This window comes from Microbacterium sp. W4I4, from assembly GCF_030816235.1.
GTDB lineage: Bacteria > Actinomycetota > Actinomycetes > Actinomycetales > Microbacteriaceae > Microbacterium.
Window position 1 is genome coordinate 748,727 of sequence record NZ_JAUSXT010000001.1, and the last position, 18,004, is coordinate 766,730.

An 18,004-nucleotide genomic window follows, 5' to 3' on the forward strand; every position below is an offset into this window, starting at 1 on the left:
CCTCACTCCTCCGTGAGCGTCAGCTCGATGACGGGCACGAGCACGTCGGGACGACGCACCGGCAGGTGCACGGTCAGGGTGCCCTCCGCCTCGACGGCGGGCGTCATGTGCGACTCGTGCTGATCCGGATCCGGCACGGACGTCTTCAGCCAGGAGCCGTCGTCGAGCAGTCGGGCGAACGACACCTTCCCACCCAGATCGGGAAGGTGCACGAACCCCAGCGGCCAGCTGAACAGGTGCAGGTAGAGCTTGCGGCCACGACGCGTGTACACGCCTTCGCGCGGCGGGGTGAAGTCGGCGTGACCCGCCCCGACGATCGCGTCGCGGTGCAGCAGCATCCACGCGCCGATCTCCTCGAGAGTCCGCGCGTCGCGGGGGGCGATCGCCCCGCGTCCGTCCGGACCGACGTTGAGCAGCATGTTGCCGTCCATCGACACCGAGTCGGCCAGCATCTGCACGAGCAGCGTGGGCGACTTCTGATCCGTGTTGTCCCGGTGGTAGCCCCAGGATCCGTTCAGCGTCTGGCAGGCCTCCCACACCTGCGGCGCCCCGTCGGAATCCCGCAGCGGTGAGGTGGGCTGGTACTGCTCCGGCGTGACGAAGTCGGCCGGGATGCCGAGCCGGTCGTTCACGAGCATGTCGGGCTGCAGTTCGCGGCACATCGCGAGCAGGGCCGACGCATCCCAGGCCTCGGGCCCCTTGCCCTCCCAGCCGTCACGGGACTCGGGATAGGTGAAGTCGAAGAACAGGTAGTCGATCCTGCCGTAGTCCGTGAGCAGCTCGCGCACCTGACCGTGCAGGTACTCCCGGTACCGCGCCATGTCGCGCCCGGCGTTGAGCTCCGCGGCGTTCTCATCGTCGCGTCGCGGATGATTCCAATCCACCGTGAAGTCCGGATGACTCCAGTCGATCAGCGAGTGGTACAGCCCGACGCCGAGCCCCTCGGCGCGCACGGCGTCGACGAACTCGCGCACGAGGTCACGATCGGACGTCGTCCGCGACGAGAAGTCCGTCAGGGCGGAGTCGAACAGACAGAAGCCGTCGTGGTGCTTGGTGGTGAGCACCACGTACCCCATGCCGGCCTCCTTCGCGGCACGGGCGATCGCCTGTGCGTCGAAGCGATCGGGATCGAAGTTGTCGAAGTACTGGCGGTAATCCTCGTCCGTGAGGCGCTCGTAGCTCTGCACCCATTCATGACGCGCGGCCACGCTGTAGATGCCGAAGTGCACGAACATTCCGAAGCGGGCCTCGTCGAACCATTCCTGTCGCATGGCTCAATCCTGGCATAGACATCGGATGTCTATGCGTTCTGCGCGCGAGGACCTCGATCCTCGACATCTCGATTGTGTGATTAGGGTTGCCTTACCTATATTGGAATGGACGCGATCGCGTCGCACCCTCACCGAAGGACACCTGTGAACCGTCGCTTCCGCCTGCTGTCGGCCGCCTCCATCGCCGCCGTCGCAGCCCTCGCACTCGCCGCCTGCAGCACCGCCCCCGCTGCCCCTGACTCCACGCAGCCCGCGGACGAGACGATCACCGTGTACAACGCGCAGCACGAGAGCCTCACCAAGGAGTGGATCGATGCTTTCACCGCCGAGACCGGTATCAAGGTCCAGGTGCGCAACGGCGACGACACCGAGATGTCGCAGCAGATCATCCAGGAGGGCGACCGCTCCCCCGCGGATGTCTTCCTCACCGAGAACTCGCCCTCGATGACAGCCGTCGAGAAGGCGGGTCTGTTCACCTCACCCGGCGACGAGGCACTCGAGAACGTCCCGGCCCAGTACCGCCCGTCCTCGGACAAGTGGGTCGGCATCGCCGCCCGCTCGACGGTCTTCGCCTACAACACCGACGCGCTCTCCGAAGCCCAGCTGCCCGCCTCGATGATGGACCTCGCCGACCCGGCATGGAAGGGCCGTTGGGCGGCATCCCCGTCCGGTGCCGACTTCCAGGCCATCGTCTCCGCACTCGTGCAGCTGAAGGGCGAGAAGGACGCCGAGTCCTGGCTCAAGGCCATGAAGACGAACTCCGTCGCCTACAAGGGCAACTCCACCGCGATGAAGGCCGTGAACGCCGGCGAGATCGACGGCGCGATCATCTACCACTACTACTGGTTCGGCGATCAGGCCCAGACCGGTGAGAACTCCGACAAGGTCGCCCTGCACTACTTCAAGGACCAGGACCCCGGCGCTTTCGTGTCGGTGTCGGGCGGCGGTGTCCTCGGATCCAGCAAGCACCGGGCCGCGGCTCAGAAGTTCCTCTCGTTCATCACCGGCGAGAAGGGTCAGAGCATCCTCGAGACCGGCGCCTCGTTCGAGTACCCGGTCGGCTCCGACGTCGCCGCGAACTCGAAGCTCGTTCCGCTCGCAGACCTGGACGCCCCCGAGATCGACCCCGCCTCCCTGAACTCGAAGCTGGTCACCGATCTGATGACCCAGGCCGGCCTGCTCTAGAGTCGGGAACATCACGACCACCACCGCTCCCGGCCGGGCGGGCGGAGCCCGGCTCCGCCCGCCCTTCGGCGTCATCCTCGCCGGGGTCCTGGTCGCCGCCCTCTCCCTCGTCCCGCTGATCTTCGTCATCACGACAGCTGCCCAGATCGGCTGGGATGAGTCGATCGCGCTGATCTTCCGCCCTCGGGTCGGCGAGCTGCTCGGCAACACCGTGCTGCTCGTCGCGCTGACGGTCCCGCTGTCGGCCGTCCTCGGCGTCGGCGGCGCCTGGCTCGTCGAGCGCACCTCACTGGTCGGCGCCGGGTTCTGGGGAGCGGTGCTGGCCATGCCGCTCGCGATCCCGGCGTTCGTCAACTCCTACGCGTGGGTGTCCGTCATCCCCTCGCTCTCCGGTCTCGGATCAGGAGTGCTCCTGGCGACGCTGTCGTATTTCCCGCTGGTCTACCTGCCCGTCCGCGCGGCCCTGGCGGGTCTCGATCCCGCGCTGGAGCAGGCGGCCGCGAGTCTCGGTCGCGGACCGGTGCGGGTGTTCTTCGGCACCGTGCTCCCCCAGCTGCGCCTCTCGCTGCTCGGCGGCACGCTGCTGGTCGGCCTGCACCTGCTCAGCGAGTACGGCGCCTTCGCACTGATCCGCTTCGACACCTTCACCACCGCGATCATGGACCAGTACCGGTCTACGTTCAACGGATCGGCGGGCAGCATGCTCGCCGGAGTGCTGACGCTGCTGTGCCTGGCGCTGCTCGTGATGGAGAGCCGCGCCCGCGGTCGCGCCCGGTACGCCCGGGTGGGCTCGGGCGCCGTGTCGCCGCCGAGCCGCATCCGCCTGCGCCGGTGGCAGCTTCCCGCCCAGCTCGGCCTGGGCGGCGTCGCCGCACTGGCACTCGGCGTGCCTGCCGTGGTGATCGGCGGCTGGCTGATGTTCGGCGGCATCCGCGTCTGGCAGGCACCCGATCTCATGCTGTCGCTGCTGCAGACCCTGGGGCTGGCGCTCGGTGGCGGGGCGCTGACGGTCGTCGCGGCCTTCCCGCTGTCCTGGATGGCCGTCCGCCACCCCGGTCGGCTGAGTCGCCTGCTGGAACGGACGAACTACTTCACCAGTTCGATGCCGGGGATCGTCCTCGCTCTCGCCCTCGTCTCCGTTTCGCTGACCTTCGTGCCCGCCGTCTACCAGACCACGCTTCTGCTGCTCATCGCCTACGCGCTGCTGTTCCTGCCCCGCGCGCTCGTCCCATTGCAGGCGGGCATCGCCCAGGCTCCCCCGCAGCTGGAGGAGGCCGCGCAGGCGCTCGGTCGATCACCGCTGCGCGCGTTCCTCGGCGTCACACTGCGCCTGGTGGCTCCCGCCACCGCAGCGGCGCTCGCGCTGGTCTTCCTCGCGATCGCCGGTGAGCTCACCGCGACGCTGCTGCTCTCCCCGATCGGCGTGCAGACCCTCGCGACCCGGTTCTGGAGTCTGTCCAGCGAGATCGACTTCGCCGGCGCCGCACCGTACGCCCTGCTGCTGGTGGTGCTCTCCGCACCGATGACGTACCTGCTGTTCCGACAGTCCACGAAGACCCCGAACACGAAGGCGACGACCTCATGAGCGCCCACAACCTCGGCTCCACGGGAGCGGTGGCGACCCTGGCCACCGGTCCCATCCCCGACGCCCACCTGCAGCTCACCGGCGTGACCGCATCGTACGCGGGACACCGGGTTCTGCACGGGGTCGATCTCGCGGTGCGCCGCGGCGGCATCACCGCGGTCGTGGGTGCGTCCGGCTCCGGCAAGACGACGCTGCTGCGCGTGATCGCCGGATTCACCCGAGCGGATGACGGAGAGATGCGCCTCGGCGAGACCCAGGTCACCGCGCCGGGGATCTGGGTGCCGGCGCACCGCCGGGGAATCGGATACGTCACGCAGGACGGCGGGTTGTTCCCGCACCTGACCGTCGCGCGCAACATCTCCTTCGGCCTGGAGCGACTCTCTCGCGCGGCCCGCCGCGACCGCGTAGCCGAACTCCTCGAGCTCGTCGCACTGCCGCCGGACTTCGCCGACCGTCGCCCGGATCAGCTCTCCGGCGGTCAGCAGCAGCGGGTGGCCATCGCGCGGGCGCTTGCGCGCGAGCCCGAGCTCATGCTGCTGGACGAGCCGTTCTCGGCCCTCGACACCGGCCTGCGGGCTGCCACCAGACAGGCGGTGTCGGAGATCCTCGCGCGTACGGGCACCACCGCGATCCTCGTCACCCATGACCAGTCCGAGGCGCTCAGCTTCGCCGATCAGGTCGCGGTGATGCGCGACGGCGAACTCGTGCAGACCGGGCACCCGTTCGTCGTCTACACGCACCCGGTGGACCGCGGAGTCGCGGAGTTCCTCGGCGACGCGATCCTGCTCGACGCCTGGCTGGACGGCTCGCTGGCCTCGTGCGCGCTCGGGGATGTGCCGGTGCGCAACCCTCCCGTCCAGGGCCGCGTGCAGCTGCTGCTGCGACCCGAGCAGGTGCAGGTCGTCGCGGACTCCCCCGTGCACGGGACGGTCGAGGACGGCATCTACTTCGGCGCGGAGAGTGCGCTCAGGATCCGTCTGGAACCTCGCCCGGATGCCGACCCGCGCCTGCCCGCGGAGCAGCCCACCATCACCATCAGGCACTGGAACGCCGCGCTGACCCGCCCCGGCAGGCGCGTCGCCCTGCGCGTGATCGGCGAGGGCGTCGTCGTGCAGTGAGTCGCAACCGGCCGGAATGAGAAGGGCACCCCCGGATCCCGGGGGTGCCCTTCTCGTTCAGAGGTGCCTGGTCAGCGCGCTGCGCTGCCCTCGATGTAGTCCTCGTCCGCCTGCTTCCAGGCGAACAGCGAACGCAGCTCTTTGCCGGTGACCTCGATCGGGTGACCCTGCTCCTTCTCGCGAAGAGCCAGGAACTCCTGTGCGCCGTTGTCCTGGTCGTCGATGAAGCGCTTCGCGAACGCGCCGGACTGGATGTCGGCGAGCACGCCCTGCATCCGCTCCTTCACGCCGGCGTCGATGATGCGCGGACCCGAGACGTAGTCGCCGAACTCGGCGGTGTCGGAGATGGACCAGCGCTGCTTGGCGATGCCGCCCTCCCACATCAGGTCGACGATGAGCTTGAGCTCGTGCAGCACCTCGAAGTAGGCGATCTGCGGCTGGTAGCCCGCCTCGGTCAGGGTCTCGAAGCCGGCCTGCACGAGGTGGCTGACGCCACCGCAGAGCACGGCCTGCTCGCCGAACAGGTCGGTCTCGGTCTCCTCGGTGAAGGTCGTCTTGATGACGCCGGCACGGGTGCCGCCGATGGCCTTCGCGTACGAGAGCGCCAGCGCCCAGGCGCCGCCCGTGGCGTCGCGCTCGACGGCGATGATGTCCGGGATGCCACGGCCGGCGACGAACTCGCGGCGCACGGTGTGACCGGGGGCCTTCGGCGCGATGAGGATGACGTCCACGCCCTCCGGCGCGTCGATGTAGCCGAAGCGGATGTTGAAGCCGTGCGCGAAGGCGAGGGCCTTGCCCGCGGTCAGACGGTCCTTGATCGACTCGTTGTAGATCGTGCGCTGGTGCTGATCGGGCGCGAGGATCATGATGACGTCGGCCCACTCGGTGGCGTCGGCGACGTTCTTCACGGGGAAGCCGGCCTCTTCGGCCTTGGCGATCGACTTGGAGCCCTCCTTGAGGGCGATCGTCACCTCGACGCCCGAATCGCGCAGGTTCATCGCGTGGGCGTGGCCCTGCGAGCCGTAGCCGACGATCGCGACCTTCTTGCCCTGGATGATCGAGAGGTCAGCGTCGTCGTCGTAGAAGATCTCGGTGCTCACGTGTGTTTCTCCTTGGTTGTGGTTCTGAGGATGTATGGGGGTCAGCCGCGCAGGACGCGCTCGGTGATGCTCTTGCCGCCGCGGCCGATGGCGAGCAGGCCCGACTGGGCCAGTTCCTTGACGCCGAAGGGCTCGAGGGCCCGCAGCAGCGCCTGGACCTTGCCCTGATCGCCGGTGACCTCGATCACCAGCGCGTCGGGAGCGTAGTCGACGACCGAGGCGCGGAACAGGTTCACGATCTCGAGCACGTTCGAGCGGGTGTTGTTGTCGGTGCGCACCTTGATGAGCATGTGCTCGCGCTGCACGGACGACGAGAACTCGAGCTCGACGATCTTGATCACGTTGACCAGCTTGTTCAGCTGCTTGGTGACCTGCTCGAGCGGCAGCTCGTCGACGTCGACCACGACGGTGATGCGCGAAATGCCAGGCACCTCTGTGACGCCGACCGCGAGCGATTCGATGTTGAAGCCGCGACGGGCGAAGAGCCCGGCGACCCGGGTCAGCAGGCCGGGGGTGTCCTCGACCAGCAGGCTCAGAACATGCGATGCCATGGCTCAGATCTCCTGGTCGAATGCGGGCGCGTGGTCACGCGCGTACTGGATGTAGCTGTTGCTGAGACCCTGCTTGACCATGGGCCACACCATCGAGTCCGCCGACACGACGAAGTCGATGACCACGGGCCGGTCGTTGGTCTCCAGCGCGAGTTTGATCGCGGCATCCACTTCGTCCTCGGTCTCCACGCGGATCGCGAGGCAGCCGTACGCGTCGGCGAGCTTGACGAAGTCGGGGATGCGCACGGTGCCGTGCCCGGTGTTCAGGTCGGTGTTCGAGTGGCGCCCGTCGTACAGCAGGGTCTGCCACTGGCGCACCATGCCCAGCGACGAGTTGTTGATGATCGCGACCTTGATCGGGATGTTGTTGATGACGCAGGTCGCGAGCTCCTGGTTGGTCATCTGGAAGCATCCGTCGCCGTCGATCGCCCACACGACGCGGCCCGGCTCGGCGACCTTGGCGCCCATGGCGGCCGGCACCGAGTAGCCCATCGTGCCCGCTCCGCCGGAGTTCAGCCAGGAGTTGGGACGCTCGTACTTGATGAACTGCGCCGCCCACATCTGATGCTGTCCGACGCCCGCCGCGTACACCGCTTCGGGGCCGGTGAGCTCGCCGATGCGCTGGATCACGTGCTGCGGGGAGAGCAGTCCATCGGTCGTCGGCGCGTAGCCGAGCGGGAACTCCGACTTCAGCCCGTCCAGGTACGACCACCACTCCTCGGTGTCGGGTTCCGCTCCCCCGATCGCGCCGCGGAACGCGGTGTCGAGGTCGACCAGCACGTCGCGCACATCGCCCACGATCGGCACGTCCGCGGTGCGGATCTTGGAGATCTCGGCCGGGTCGATGTCGACGTGCACGACCTTCGCGTGCGGTGCGAACAGCGACACGTTTCCGGTCACCCGGTCGTCGAAGCGCGCGCCCAGCGACACGATGAGATCGGCCTCCTGCAGGGCCAGCACTGCCGGAACCGTCCCGTGCATGCCGGGCATGCCGAGGTGCTGCGGGTGCGAGTCGGGGAACGCCCCGCGGGCCATCAGCGTGGTGACGACCGGTGCCCCGGTCGCCTCCGCCAGCGTGAGCAGTTCAGCCGACGCGCGGCCGCGGATCACGCCGCCGCCGACGTAGAGGACGGGCTTCTTGGCTCCGGCGAGCATGGTCGCCGCAGCCTGGATCTGCTTCCCGTGCGCCTTGGTGACCGGCCGGTAGCCGGGCAGGTCCACCTTGGGCGGCCAGTTGAACGGCGCCACGGCCTGCTGGGCGTCCTTCGTGATGTCGACGAGCACGGGGCCGGGACGACCGGTCGAGGCGATCTCGAACGCCGCCGCGATGGCGCCGGGGATGTCCTCCGCGCGCTTGACGAGGAAGGAGTGCTTGGTGATCGGCATCGTGATGCCCACGATGTCCGCCTCCTGGAAGGCGTCCGTCCCCATCAGCGTCGAGAACACCTGTCCGGTGATCGCCACGATCGGCACGGAGTCCATGTAGGCGTCGGCGATCGCCGTGACCAGGTTGGTCGCACCCGGTCCGGAAGTCGCGATGCAGACGCCGACCCTGCCGGATGCCGAGGCGTAGCCCTCGGCGGCGTGGCCCGCACCCTGCTCGTGGCGCACCAGGATGTGGCGCAGCTCCGAAGCATCCATCAGCGGGTCGTAGACCGGCAGGATCGCGCCGCCAGGAAGACCGAAGACATCGGTCACCCCGAGCAGCTCGAGCGAGCGGACGACCGCCTCTGCGCCGGTGATCTCGGGAGCGGATGCTGCGCGCGCCGGCGGCCGAGGCACGGCCGGAGCGGAATCAGGAGGAGTCATGTCATTCCTAGATGATCTGTCGGAGTCGGTTCACGCCTGAACGGCGGAGGAAGCACTCAACCGGTTACGGCGCCCTGGGCTGCGGAGCGCACGAGACGGGAGTACTTGGCGAGGACACCACGGGTATAGCGCGGAGGAAGTGGCTCCCAGCCCTCACGGCGGGAGCTCAGCTCGGACTCCTCGACGAGTAGCTCGAGAGAGCGAGCCGCGATATCGACCCGTATCAGATCACCATCGCGCACGAAGGCGATAGGACCTGCGTCCACCGCTTCGGGTGCTATGTGGCCGATGCACAGGCCGGTTGTGCCGCCTGAGAATCGTCCGTCTGTCAAGAGTAGTACATCTTTTCCGAGCCCCGCGCCCTTGATGGCCGCGGTGATCGCGAGCATCTCGCGCATGCCGGGGCCGCCCTTGGGGCCCTCGTACCGGATGACGATGACCTCGCCCGCGTTGATCTCGCCGTTCGCGACGGCATCCATCGCCGCACGCTCGCGCTCGAACACGCGCGCCGGCCCTTCGAACACGTCGGCGTCGAAGCCGGCCGACTTCACGACGGCGCCCTCGGGTGCGAGGGATCCGTGCAGCACGGTCAGGCCGCCGCTCGCGTGGATGGGGTTGTCGAAGGTGTGGATGACCTCGCCGTCGAGCGGACCCGGGTTGAGGTCGGCGAGGTTCTCGGCCAGCGTCTTGCCGGTCACCGTGAGCGCGTCGCCGTGCAGGAGTCCCTCGTCGAGCATCGCCTTCATGATGACCGGGATGCCGCCGTGACGGTCGACGTCGTTCATGACGTACTTGCCGAAGGGCTTCATGTCGGCCACGTGCGGGACCTTGTCGCCGATGCGGTTGAAGTCGTGCAGGTTCAGCTCGACCTCGGCCTCGTGCGCGATGGCGAGCAGGTGCAGCACGACGTTGGTGGAGCCGCCGAGGGCCATCGCGAGTGCGATCGCGTTCTCGAACGCCTCGGGGGTGAGGATGTCGCGCGTGGTGATGCCCTGACGCAGCAGGTTGACAACGGCCTCACCGGAGCGGTGCGCGAAGTAGTCGCGTCGACGAGCAGCTGCGGGCGGCGCCGCCGATCCGGGAAGGCTCAGCCCGAGCGCCTCGGCGACCGACGCCATCGTGTTGGCGGTGTACATGCCGCCGCAGGCGCCTTCACCGGGCGCGATCGCGCACTCGATGCGCTTGAGGTCCTCTTCGCTCATGAGTCCGGCGCGGCATGCGCCGACGGCCTCGAACGAGTCGATGATCGTGACGTCCTTCTCGGTGCCGTCCGAGAGCTTGACCCACCCGGGTGCGATGGATCCTGCGTACAGGAAGACGCTGGAGAGGTCGAGGCGGGCGCTGGCCATCAGCATGCCGGGGATCGACTTGTCGCAGCCGGCCAGGAGCACGCTGCCATCCAGTCGCTCGGCCATCATCACGGTCTCGACCGAGTCGGCGATGACCTCGCGGGAGACCAGCGAGAAGTGCATGCCCTCGTGGCCCATCGAGATGCCGTCCGAGACGGAGATGGTGCCGAACTGCAGCGGGTAGCCGCCACCGGAGTGGACGCCCTCCTTGGCGCCCTGCGCGAGCCGGTCCAGGCTCAGGTTGCACGGGGTGATCTCGTTCCAGCTCGACGCGATGCCGATCTGAGGCTTGTCCCAATCCATCGTCGCCCATGCCGACGGCGCGGAGCATCCCGCGGGACGTGGTCGCCTCGATGCCGTCTGTGACGACTCGGCTGCGCGGCTTGATGTCGATTTCTGATTGTGCGCCGGGCGCACCGGAATGAGCTTCACGGGAGGACATGACGGAAGTCTATTCCCGACCCGAGGCGCGTTCGGTCGCAATGACACCAAGGAGATCGGCGACCTGCTGTGGGGTGTCCACACGCAGCGTCGCCGCGGTCTCCCCCGCTCCCACTCTCACTCCGAGGTCTCCCGCCGCCAGAACGCGCATCGCGTCCTCGTCGGTCACATCGTCTCCGGCGAAGACGATGCCGGTGGCGCCGGTGCGCGCGCGGAGCGCGGCGATGGCGGCATCCTTACCCTCGGCGCGTGAGGAGAATTCCAGGATCCGGTCGCCCGTGCGCCGTCGCCAGCGCGCCGCGCGACGGGTCATCACCTCGTCGACCGCCGCGAAGGCTGCGCGCTCGACATCGGGTTCCGCCGGACGCCCGTGGATGCCCACGCCGAACGTCTTGCGCTCCAGTTCGACGCCCGGGTAGTCGGTCAGCAGCGGTTCGAGCTCGTCGAACAGCGATTCGCGCAGCTCACGCTCCTGCTCCTGCTCGCCGGCATTCGCCTCCCCCTCGCCGGGGAACCAGTACTGCGCGCCGTGGGAGCCCGCCAGCAGCACCGGCGAGTCGTCGGCGTGCTCGGCGATCTCGCGCAGGTGCACGAGGCTGCGACCGGAGACGTATGCGACGAATGTCGCGGGCAGCGCCGCCAGTCGTGCCACGGCGTCGGTGATCTCGGGCAGCGCGCGAGCGCTCATGGGCTCGGCGACCAGGGGTGAGGCGGTGCCGTCGAAGTCGAGCGCGATCAGCAGCACCGGGGTGCGGGCGATCGCGGTGATGGCGTCGTCTGCGGCATCCGGCTTCCAGTCGCGGGTCATGCCTGCTCCTCCTCGGGGTGTCGGCGTCGGTGGGCGGCTTGCTCCAGCGCCCTCAGGAACGACTGCGACCAGTCGTTCACGTCGTGCTCGAGCACACGCTTGCGCAGCGACCGCATCCGACGGCTCTGCTCGTGACGCGGCATCTCGATGGCCGTCACGATGGCATCCTTCACGCCCTCGATGTCGTGCGGGTTGATGCGCACCGCCTGGCGGAGCTCGTCGGCCGCGCCGGTGAACTCGCTGAGCACCAGCACACCGCGGTTGTCGGCGCGGGTGGCGACGTACTCCTTCGCCACGAGATTCATCCCGTCACGCAGCGCCGTGACGAGCATGACGTCGGCCGCGAGGTACATCGCCACCATCTCCTCGCGCGGGAAGCCCTGATGCAGGTAGCGGATGGCCGTGTGCCCGAGCGTGTCGTGGTTGCCGTTGATGCGCCCGATGGCCAGCTCGACCTCGTCGCGCAGCAGCATGTAGGCGTTCACCCGCTCGCGGCTCGGACTGGCGACCTGGATGAATGCGACGTCCTCCACGGAGATGCGACCCTGGTCGAGCAGTTCGCCGTAGGCCTTGATGCGGTGTCCGATCCCCTTGGTGTAGTCCAGCCGGTCCACGCCGAGCAGGATGTGCTTCGGGTTGCCGAGTCCCTCGCGGATCTCGACGGCGCGGGCGCGGATGTCAGGACGCTGCGCCAGCTCACGGTACGGGGTCGTCTCGATGGAGATCGGGAACGCCCGCACATGACTGACCCGGCCGTCCGGCATGGAGACCGTGGTCGCCTTGGTCTCGTATCCCAGGCGCCGCTTCGTGGCGGCGAGGAAGCTCGCCGCATCCTGTGCACGCTGGAAGCCGATGACGTCGGCGCCCAGCAGTCCGCGCAGCACCTGATCCCTCCACGGCAGCTGGGCGTACAGGTTGTGCGAGGGGAAAGGGATGTGGTGGAAGTAGCCGATCGTGACGTCGGGGCGCAGGCTGCGCACCATCTCGGGCACGAGCTGCAACTGGTAGTCGTGCACCCAGACCGTGCCGTTCCTGGCGACGGCCGCAGCGGCCGCCTCGGCGAAGCGCTGATTGACGGAGACGTACGCCTCCCACCACTCGCGGTGGTACTGCGGCGGCGCGATGACGTCGTGGTACAGCGGCCAGATCGTGTCGTTGGAGAATCCTTCGTAGTACTCCTCGACATCCGCTTCGCTCAGCGGCACCGGGATCAGACGGATGCCGTCGGCATCGAACGGCGGGAGATCGACATCGGGCATGCCCGCCCAGCCGACCCAGGCGCCGTCCACGCTGCGCATCATCGGCTCGAGCGCGGCGACGAGCCCACCCGGCGAGGTCCGCCAGATCTCCTCCCCGTCAGCGGTCACTATCCGGTCGACCGGAAGACGGTTGGCGACGACGACGAACTCTGCGGCGACCATGGGACTCCTCTGCTCGGTACCCCCAGGCTACCCAGCGCGGGCCGAGTCAGCGCAGGGGTGGTGAGAGAAGACGGTTCGCGATACCGGCGACCACGACGATCGCCGCGGAGACGAGCGGCATCAGCAGCGCCGCTCCCGTGCCCGCGCTCTCGGCGAGTCCGCCCGTGATCGCCGCCGCAGCGGCCTGACCGACGACGACTCCCGAGCCGAGCATCGTCATGACGGTGGCCGAGCGCCCCAGCGGACTGCGCGCCGCGCCCAGGCTGTACAGGGTGACCAGTGTCGGTCCGATTCCGATGCCCAGCAGGGACAGAGCGATCGTCATCGTGGTGATGTCCGACGCGTTCGCCACGAGCACCGAGCCGCCCAGCAGGACGGCGCCGAAGGCGAGCCAGCGGGCGTGCAGGGTGAACCGCGGCGGAAGCCAGGCGACACCCAGCGCGAGGATCGCCGAACCGATTCCCATCACGCCGTACAGCAGCCCGGCCTGCTCGGCCGCACCGCGATCGGCCATGAACGACGTAAGCGAGGTGAGCATCGAGCCGAAGAACAGTCCGACGCCGAAGATGCCGATGACGACCACCAGGAGTACCGGTCGGAACAGCTCGGACACCGGCGACGGTGCGGAGCCGTCGGCGCCTCGGGCCGCCGATACGTGGCGGGCGGTCGGATGCAGCGCGAAGGCGCCGACGAAGACGAGGGTCAGCGCGGATGCCAGGGCGATCGGCGCCCAGGGGGTGATCAGCGACGCCAGGGCGCCCACGATGAAGGGCCCGAAGACGAAGACGGTCTCGTCGGCCGCGGACTCGTAGGACATGGTCGCCGAGGTCGTACGCGCCCGCAGGGCCCGCGGCATCCGGTCGTCGATGATCGTGACCAGCCGCGACCGGGACATCGGCGACACCTGGGGTGCGGTCGCACCGATCGCGAACGCCGACAACAGCACGAGGGCCTGATCCAGCGGGCTGTACACGACCACCGCGAACGCGGCGAGCATGATCGCGTTCAGCACGGCGGAGGCGATCAGCACCGGGCGCTGCCCGTAACGGTCGGCGGCGGCCCCCAGGAACGGACCGATCAGGGCCGTGCCGAGTCCGACGGCCGCGGAGGTGATGCCGCCCAGGCTCAGCGAGCCGCGGGCGGTGACGACCACGGTGAGGACGCCGACGACCATCATCGCGAAGGGAAGTCGCGCGACGAACGCGATGAGGAAGTACGGCAGGCCGGCGAGGCGGATCAGGCTCGGCGCGCTCGGCGAAGAGATGGTGTGCGTCATGGCTCTCGGGCGCCGCAACGGTTCCGCGTGACGCCGGGTCGGGTGCCGCCGCTTTCCGCCGGAGAGCCGACGGCCGGTAGATACACAGTTGGAACTGCTGTCAAGACTACCCGAGCATCCTGGGCACTCGGCTAGCGTGGGCTCATGCGCTATCTCCTTCGCACCGGACTCTTCGGCGCCATCACCACCGGCGTGACCCTCCTGCGCGGCACGCGCGGCCAGCAGATCACGTGGCGCGCGGTTCTCGGCTGGCTCAGCTGGGCGATCACGCTCTCACTGGCCATCGGCGCGGTCCAGGACATGCGCCGTCAGGAGAAGGGCCTGCCCGTCGCGGTGGATTCGCCGTTCGCGCCGAAGCCCGACAAGCGCGACCGCAAGGAGAAGCGCCGCGACGAGGTCGCGCGCATCGCCGCCGAACGCTGAGCGCACTCCCCGCGACGCGCGCGTTACGCCCGGCGCGGTGAACTGCGCTTCGCGCGGATGCCCTGCGGCATCCGGTCCGCGCGAAGCGCACATGTCCGCGTGACACGCACGCGAGCTCGACTCAGCGGGTGAGGATGAGCGCCTCGCCCTGACCGCCACCACCGCAGAGGGCGGCGACGGCCGTGCCGGATCCGCGCTTCGCGAGCTGGTGCGCCAGGTGCACGACCAGGCGCGCGCCGCTGGCGCCGATCGGGTGCCCGATGGCGATGCCGCCGCCGTCGACGTTCACGATGTCGGCGGAGAGCCCGAGTTCCTGCTGAGAGCGGGCGACGACCGCGCCGAACGCCTCGTTGATCTCGACCAGGTCCAGCTCGGATGCCGCGATCCCCTGCTTCTCCAGCGCACGCGCGATGGCCTGTGCCGGCTGCGCCTGCAGGGAGTTGTCCGGGCCGGCGGTCTGCCCGCTCGCGCCGATGACGGCCAGTACGGGCCAGCCCTTCGCCTCGGCGTTCTCCCGCGTCGTGACGATCACCGCGGCGGCGCCGTCGGAGATCTGCGAGGAGTTGCCCGCGGTGATCGTGCCGCCCTCGGCGAAGGCCGGCCGGAGCCCTGCGAGGGATTCCACGGTCGTGTCCGGGCGCACTCCCTCGTCCTTGCTGACGACGAGCGGGTCGCCCTTGCGCTGCGGTACCGACACCTCGACGATCTCGGCATCGAAGGCGCCGGACTGCTGCCCTGCGGCCGCGCGCTGGTGCGAGAGCGCCGCGACGGTGTCCTGCAGCTCGCGGGTCATCTCGAAGCGCGGGTTGTGCCGCTCGGTGGAGGCCCCCATGCTCTCCCGGTCGTAGACGTCGGTCAGGCCGTCGTGCGCCATGTGGTCGAGCACCTCGATGCTCCCGTAGGCCCAGCCGTCGCGGGATCCCATCAGCAGGTGGGGCGCGCGTGTCATGGACTCCATGCCCCCGGCGACCACGGTCGTGGCGTCGCCGGTGCGGATCATCCGTGCGGCGTCGATCACGGCGGTCAGGCCCGACAGGCACACCTTGTTGACGGAGTGCGCCGGCACGTCCCATCCGATGCCGGCGCCGATCGCGGCCTGGCGGGCGGGGTTCTGCCCGGAGCCTGCCGAGAGCACCTGGCCCATGATGACGGCATCGACGTCGGTGGGCGAGATGGCGGCCTGCTCCAGTGCCCCGCGGATCGCGAACGAGCCGAGCTGGGGTCCGCTGAACGAGGCGAGCTGCCCCTTCAACCTGCCCTGGGGCGTACGGGCTGCTGCGACGATGACGATGTCGCTCATGAGTTCTCCTTCAGATTCTCCGAGACCGTCAGAGACGGTTCGGTGGCGTCGATGACATCCTGCACGCTCACGCCGGGAGCGGTCTCCACGAGCACCAGCCCGTCGGGGGTCACGTCGATCACGGCCAGATCGGTGATGATCCGATCGACCACCCCTCTGCCGGTCAGCGGCAGCGAGCATTCGTTCACGATCTTGGCGGAGCCGTCCTTCGCGACGTGCTCCATGAGGATGATGACGCGCCCGGCGCCGTGCACGAGATCCATCGCGCCGCCGGGCCCCTTGACCATCTTGCCGGGGATCATCCAGTTGGCGAGGTCACCGCCGACCGAGACCTGCATGGCCCCGAGGATGGCGGCATCGATCTTGCCGCCGCGGATCATGCCGAAGCTCATCGCCGAATCGAAGAACGCGGACCCGGGGTTCAGCGTGACCGTCTCCTTGCCCGCGTTGATGAGGTCGGGATCGACGTTCTCCTCCGTCGGGTACGGGCCGACGCCGAGGATGCCGTTCTCGGACTGCAGCACGAGGGTCACGCCGTCGGGCACGTAGTTCGGCACCAGAGTCGGCAGGCCGATGCCGAGATTGACGTACGAGCCGTCCGCGAGCTCCTGTGCGGCTCGTGCAGCCATCTCATTCCGGGTGAGTGCCATGTCAGTTGCCTTCCTGGGTGCGCACTGTTCGCCGTTCGATGCGCTTCTCGATGGCGGATCCGACCTCCACGACGCGGTGCACGAACACACCGGGCAGGTGGATGCAGTCCGGGTCGAGTTCGCCGGGTTCGACGAGCTGCTCGACCTGGGCGATGCAGATGCGGCCGGCCATCGCGGCGATCGGGTTGAAGTTGCGGGCCGCCTTGTTGAAGATGAGGTTGCCGTGCCGGTCGCCCTTGAGTGCGTGCACGAGCGCGTAGTCGGTCGTGATCGACTCCTCCAGCACGAAGTCGCGCTGCTCGCCGTGGAAGTCGAAGCTGCGCACCTCCTTCGGTGCGGAGGCGACCGCGACGGTTCCGTCGGCGTTGTACCGGCGCGGCAGGCCGCCTTCGGCCACCTGCGTGCCGACCCCGGTCTGCGTGAAGAACGCGGCGACGCCCGAACCCCCGGCGCGCAGCTTCTCTGCGAGGGTTCCCTGAGGGGTCAGCTCGAGCTCGAGGTCGCCTTCGAGGAACTGCCGCTCGAACTCCTTGTTCTCGCCGACGTACGAGGACGTCATCTTGCGGATGCGCTGCGCACCGAGCAGGATGCCGAGCCCCCAGTCATCCACGCCGCAGTTGTTGCTGACGACGCTGAGGTCCGTGGTGCCCCGCGCGTGCAGCGCCTCGATGAGGATCATCGGGTTGCCGGAGAGGCCGAATCCTCCGACGGCGAGAGATGCTCCGTCGGGGATGTCGGCGACGGCTTCCGCCGCCGAAGCGAACTGTTTGTCGATCACAGGGCCACTCCTTCGTGATGGGTCACCTCCAGCATCCGCCGTCGTCGGATCCCGGGCAAGCGGATGCTTGCGATGTGGTCATGGATCCGGGTAGCGTCCACATTGTGGAATCTGCTTCGTCCGGCCGGCGCACCGTCCCCGGCGCACAGGCCATCGCTCGCGCATCGGCCCTGCTGCGTCTGGTCTCCGCGTCGGCGGATGGTGCGTCACTGCTGCAGCTGGCGAAGGATGCCGATCTCAGCCGGTCCACGGCGCATCGCCTGCTGACCGCGCTGCGCCTGGAGGGGCTCGTCGATCAGGATGAGGCGACGTCGCGCTGGATGCCGGGTCCCGAGCTGTATCTCATGGGGACAGCGGCGGCTGCGCGGTACGACATCACCGAGATCTCCCGCGACATCGTGCGCTCGCTGGCCGTGAAGACCGAGGAGAGCGCGTTCCTGTCCACGCGGCGCGCCGACGAGACGGTGTGCCTGATCCGCGAGGAGGGTCCGTTCCCGATCCGGTCGTTCGTGCTCAGCGAGGGTGTGCGCTTCCCCCTCGGCGTCGCGAGCGCCGGCATCGCGATCCTGTCGTTCCTGCCTGACCACGATATGGATGCGTACCTGGAGCGCCATCCCGAGCTCGAGGAGCGCTGGGGGCGCGCGCACGCACCGGGTCCGCTGCGCAAGCGCCTGGCCGAGACGAAGGAGCGCGGCTACGCCATCAATCCCGGTCTGATCCTGGCGGGGTCCTGGGGTCTGGGCGCTGCGGTCTTCGACCGGGAGGGACGCGCCGAGTGGGCGCTGAGTCTGACCGGCGCGGAGTTCCGGTTCGGTCCCGATCGGCTCCCCCAGCTCGGCCGCACGCTGCTCGCGCACGCCCACCAGCTGTCGTCCCGGATCGCCGGCGCGCGGCGCTGACCCGCCCGCCGTGCGATGCACTTCCGGGGCCGACACGCCA

At 68.9% G+C, this 18,004-nt stretch carries 15 protein-coding genes and 1 pseudogene; 5 read left to right on the forward strand and 11 right to left on the reverse strand.

Annotated elements, in window-relative coordinates; all coding sequences use genetic code 11:
- Nucleotides 1-2: 2 nt before the first annotated feature.
- The gene (locus tag QF046_RS03560; protein WP_307366268.1) at nt 3-1,271 is read right to left on the reverse strand and encodes an alpha-L-fucosidase; all 1,269 of its coding nucleotides are present in this window, start codon (nt 1,269-1,271) and stop codon (nt 3-5) included.
- Between the two features lie 144 nt (nt 1,272-1,415).
- Here QF046_RS03560 and QF046_RS03565 point away from each other — a divergent pair, with 144 nt between their 5' ends.
- The 3 genes from QF046_RS03565 to QF046_RS03575 all read left to right on the forward strand — a co-directional run bounded on the left by QF046_RS03565 (nt 1,416) and on the right by QF046_RS03575 (nt 5,159).
- A complete protein-coding gene (locus tag QF046_RS03565; protein WP_373425656.1) occupies nt 1,416-2,456 on the forward strand; it encodes an iron ABC transporter substrate-binding protein in 1,041 nt (346 codons plus the stop codon).
- Between the two features lie 73 nt (nt 2,457-2,529).
- A complete protein-coding gene (locus tag QF046_RS03570; protein ID WP_373425749.1) occupies nt 2,530-4,041 on the forward strand; it encodes an ABC transporter permease in 1,512 nt (503 codons plus the stop codon).
- The gene (locus QF046_RS03575; protein ID WP_307366272.1) at nt 4,038-5,159 is read left to right on the forward strand and encodes an ABC transporter ATP-binding protein; all 1,122 of its coding nucleotides are present in this window, start codon (nt 4,038-4,040) and stop codon (nt 5,157-5,159) included. The genes QF046_RS03570 and QF046_RS03575 overlap by 4 nt, the downstream gene beginning before the upstream one ends.
- Nucleotides 5,160-5,230: 71 nt before the next feature.
- Here QF046_RS03575 and ilvC read toward each other — a convergent pair whose 3' ends face one another.
- From ilvC to QF046_RS03610, 7 genes and pseudogenes are all read right to left on the reverse strand, one after another.
- Nucleotides 5,231-6,295 carry a ketol-acid reductoisomerase gene (gene ilvC / locus QF046_RS03580; RefSeq protein WP_307372691.1) on the reverse strand — a complete coding sequence of 355 codons (1,065 nt, stop codon included), beginning with the start codon at nt 6,293-6,295 and terminating at the stop codon, nt 5,231-5,233.
- Nucleotides 6,296-6,300: 5 nt separating this feature from the next.
- Nucleotides 6,301-6,810 (reverse strand): acetolactate synthase small subunit, encoded by a 510-nt coding sequence (gene ilvN / locus QF046_RS03585; RefSeq protein ID WP_307366274.1) that lies wholly within the window; start codon nt 6,808-6,810, stop codon nt 6,301-6,303.
- A gap of 3 nt (nt 6,811-6,813) precedes the next feature.
- The gene (locus tag QF046_RS03590; protein WP_307366275.1) at nt 6,814-8,619 is read right to left on the reverse strand and encodes an acetolactate synthase large subunit; all 1,806 of its coding nucleotides are present in this window, start codon (nt 8,617-8,619) and stop codon (nt 6,814-6,816) included.
- A gap of 56 nt (nt 8,620-8,675) precedes the next feature.
- Nucleotides 8,676-10,410: pseudogene (gene ilvD, locus QF046_RS03595) on the reverse strand (dihydroxy-acid dehydratase).
- A gap of 9 nt (nt 10,411-10,419) precedes the next feature.
- Nucleotides 10,420-11,217 (reverse strand): trehalose-phosphatase, encoded by a 798-nt coding sequence (otsB, locus tag QF046_RS03600; RefSeq protein ID WP_307366277.1) that lies wholly within the window; start codon nt 11,215-11,217, stop codon nt 10,420-10,422.
- Complete coding sequence (locus tag QF046_RS03605) at nt 11,214-12,638, reverse strand: trehalose-6-phosphate synthase (RefSeq protein WP_307366279.1); 1,425 nt, start codon at nt 12,636-12,638, stop codon at nt 11,214-11,216. The genes otsB and QF046_RS03605 overlap by 4 nt, the downstream gene beginning before the upstream one ends.
- Before the next feature lie 46 nt (nt 12,639-12,684).
- On the reverse strand, nt 12,685-13,914 hold the full coding sequence (locus QF046_RS03610; protein ID WP_307366281.1) for an MFS transporter: 1,230 nt from the start codon (nt 13,912-13,914) through the stop codon (nt 12,685-12,687).
- A 144-nt stretch (nt 13,915-14,058) separates the two neighbouring features.
- Between QF046_RS03610 and QF046_RS03615 the strand changes: the two genes are divergently transcribed.
- Nucleotides 14,059-14,337, forward strand: a complete 279-nt coding sequence (locus QF046_RS03615) for a hypothetical protein (RefSeq protein WP_307366283.1) — start codon at nt 14,059-14,061, stop codon at nt 14,335-14,337.
- A gap of 121 nt (nt 14,338-14,458) precedes the next feature.
- On the opposite strand, the gene QF046_RS03620 is transcribed toward QF046_RS03615, so the two are convergent.
- From QF046_RS03620 to QF046_RS03630, 3 genes are read right to left on the reverse strand one after another with little or no spacing between them, the layout of a single operon-like run.
- Nucleotides 14,459-15,637 carry an acetyl-CoA C-acetyltransferase gene (locus QF046_RS03620; RefSeq protein ID WP_307366285.1) on the reverse strand — a complete coding sequence of 393 codons (1,179 nt, stop codon included), beginning with the start codon at nt 15,635-15,637 and terminating at the stop codon, nt 14,459-14,461.
- The gene (locus QF046_RS03625) at nt 15,634-16,287 is read right to left on the reverse strand and encodes a CoA transferase subunit B (RefSeq protein WP_307366287.1); all 654 of its coding nucleotides are present in this window, start codon (nt 16,285-16,287) and stop codon (nt 15,634-15,636) included. The genes QF046_RS03620 and QF046_RS03625 overlap by 4 nt, the downstream gene beginning before the upstream one ends.
- 1 nt (nt 16,288) lies before the next feature.
- On the reverse strand, nt 16,289-17,065 hold the full coding sequence (locus QF046_RS03630) for a CoA transferase subunit A (RefSeq protein WP_307366289.1): 777 nt from the start codon (nt 17,063-17,065) through the stop codon (nt 16,289-16,291).
- Nucleotides 17,066-17,145: 80 nt separating this feature from the next.
- On the opposite strand from QF046_RS03630, the gene QF046_RS03635 reads away from it, so the two are divergent.
- The gene (locus QF046_RS03635; protein ID WP_307366291.1) at nt 17,146-17,964 is read left to right on the forward strand and encodes an IclR family transcriptional regulator; all 819 of its coding nucleotides are present in this window, start codon (nt 17,146-17,148) and stop codon (nt 17,962-17,964) included.
- Nucleotides 17,965-18,004 lie beyond the last annotated feature (40 nt).

Excerpts from the sequence above, each read along its gene's own strand:
- QF046_RS03560 (WP_307366268.1), bottom strand. The coding sequence starts at position 1,271 with ATGCGACAGGAATGGTTCGACGAGGCCCGCTTCGGAATGTTCGTGCAC.
- QF046_RS03575 (WP_307366272.1), top strand. The coding sequence starts at position 4,038 with ATGAGCGCCCACAACCTCGGCTCCACGGGAGCGGTGGCGACCCTGGCC.
- ilvN (WP_307366274.1), bottom strand. The coding sequence starts at position 6,810 with ATGGCATCGCATGTTCTGAGCCTGCTGGTCGAGGACACCCCCGGCCTG.
- QF046_RS03590 (WP_307366275.1), bottom strand. The coding sequence starts at position 8,619 with ATGACTCCTCCTGATTCCGCTCCGGCCGTGCCTCGGCCGCCGGCGCGC.
- otsB (WP_307366277.1), bottom strand. The coding sequence starts at position 11,217 with ATGACCCGCGACTGGAAGCCGGATGCCGCAGACGACGCCATCACCGCG.
- QF046_RS03605 (WP_307366279.1), bottom strand. The coding sequence starts at position 12,638 with ATGGTCGCCGCAGAGTTCGTCGTCGTCGCCAACCGTCTTCCGGTCGAC.
- QF046_RS03610 (WP_307366281.1), bottom strand. The coding sequence starts at position 13,914 with ATGACGCACACCATCTCTTCGCCGAGCGCGCCGAGCCTGATCCGCCTC.
- QF046_RS03615 (WP_307366283.1), top strand. The coding sequence starts at position 14,059 with ATGCGCTATCTCCTTCGCACCGGACTCTTCGGCGCCATCACCACCGGC.
- QF046_RS03620 (WP_307366285.1), bottom strand. The coding sequence starts at position 15,637 with ATGAGCGACATCGTCATCGTCGCAGCAGCCCGTACGCCCCAGGGCAGG.
- QF046_RS03625 (WP_307366287.1), bottom strand. The coding sequence starts at position 16,287 with ATGGCACTCACCCGGAATGAGATGGCTGCACGAGCCGCACAGGAGCTC.
- QF046_RS03635 (WP_307366291.1), top strand. The coding sequence starts at position 17,146 with ATGGATCCGGGTAGCGTCCACATTGTGGAATCTGCTTCGTCCGGCCGG.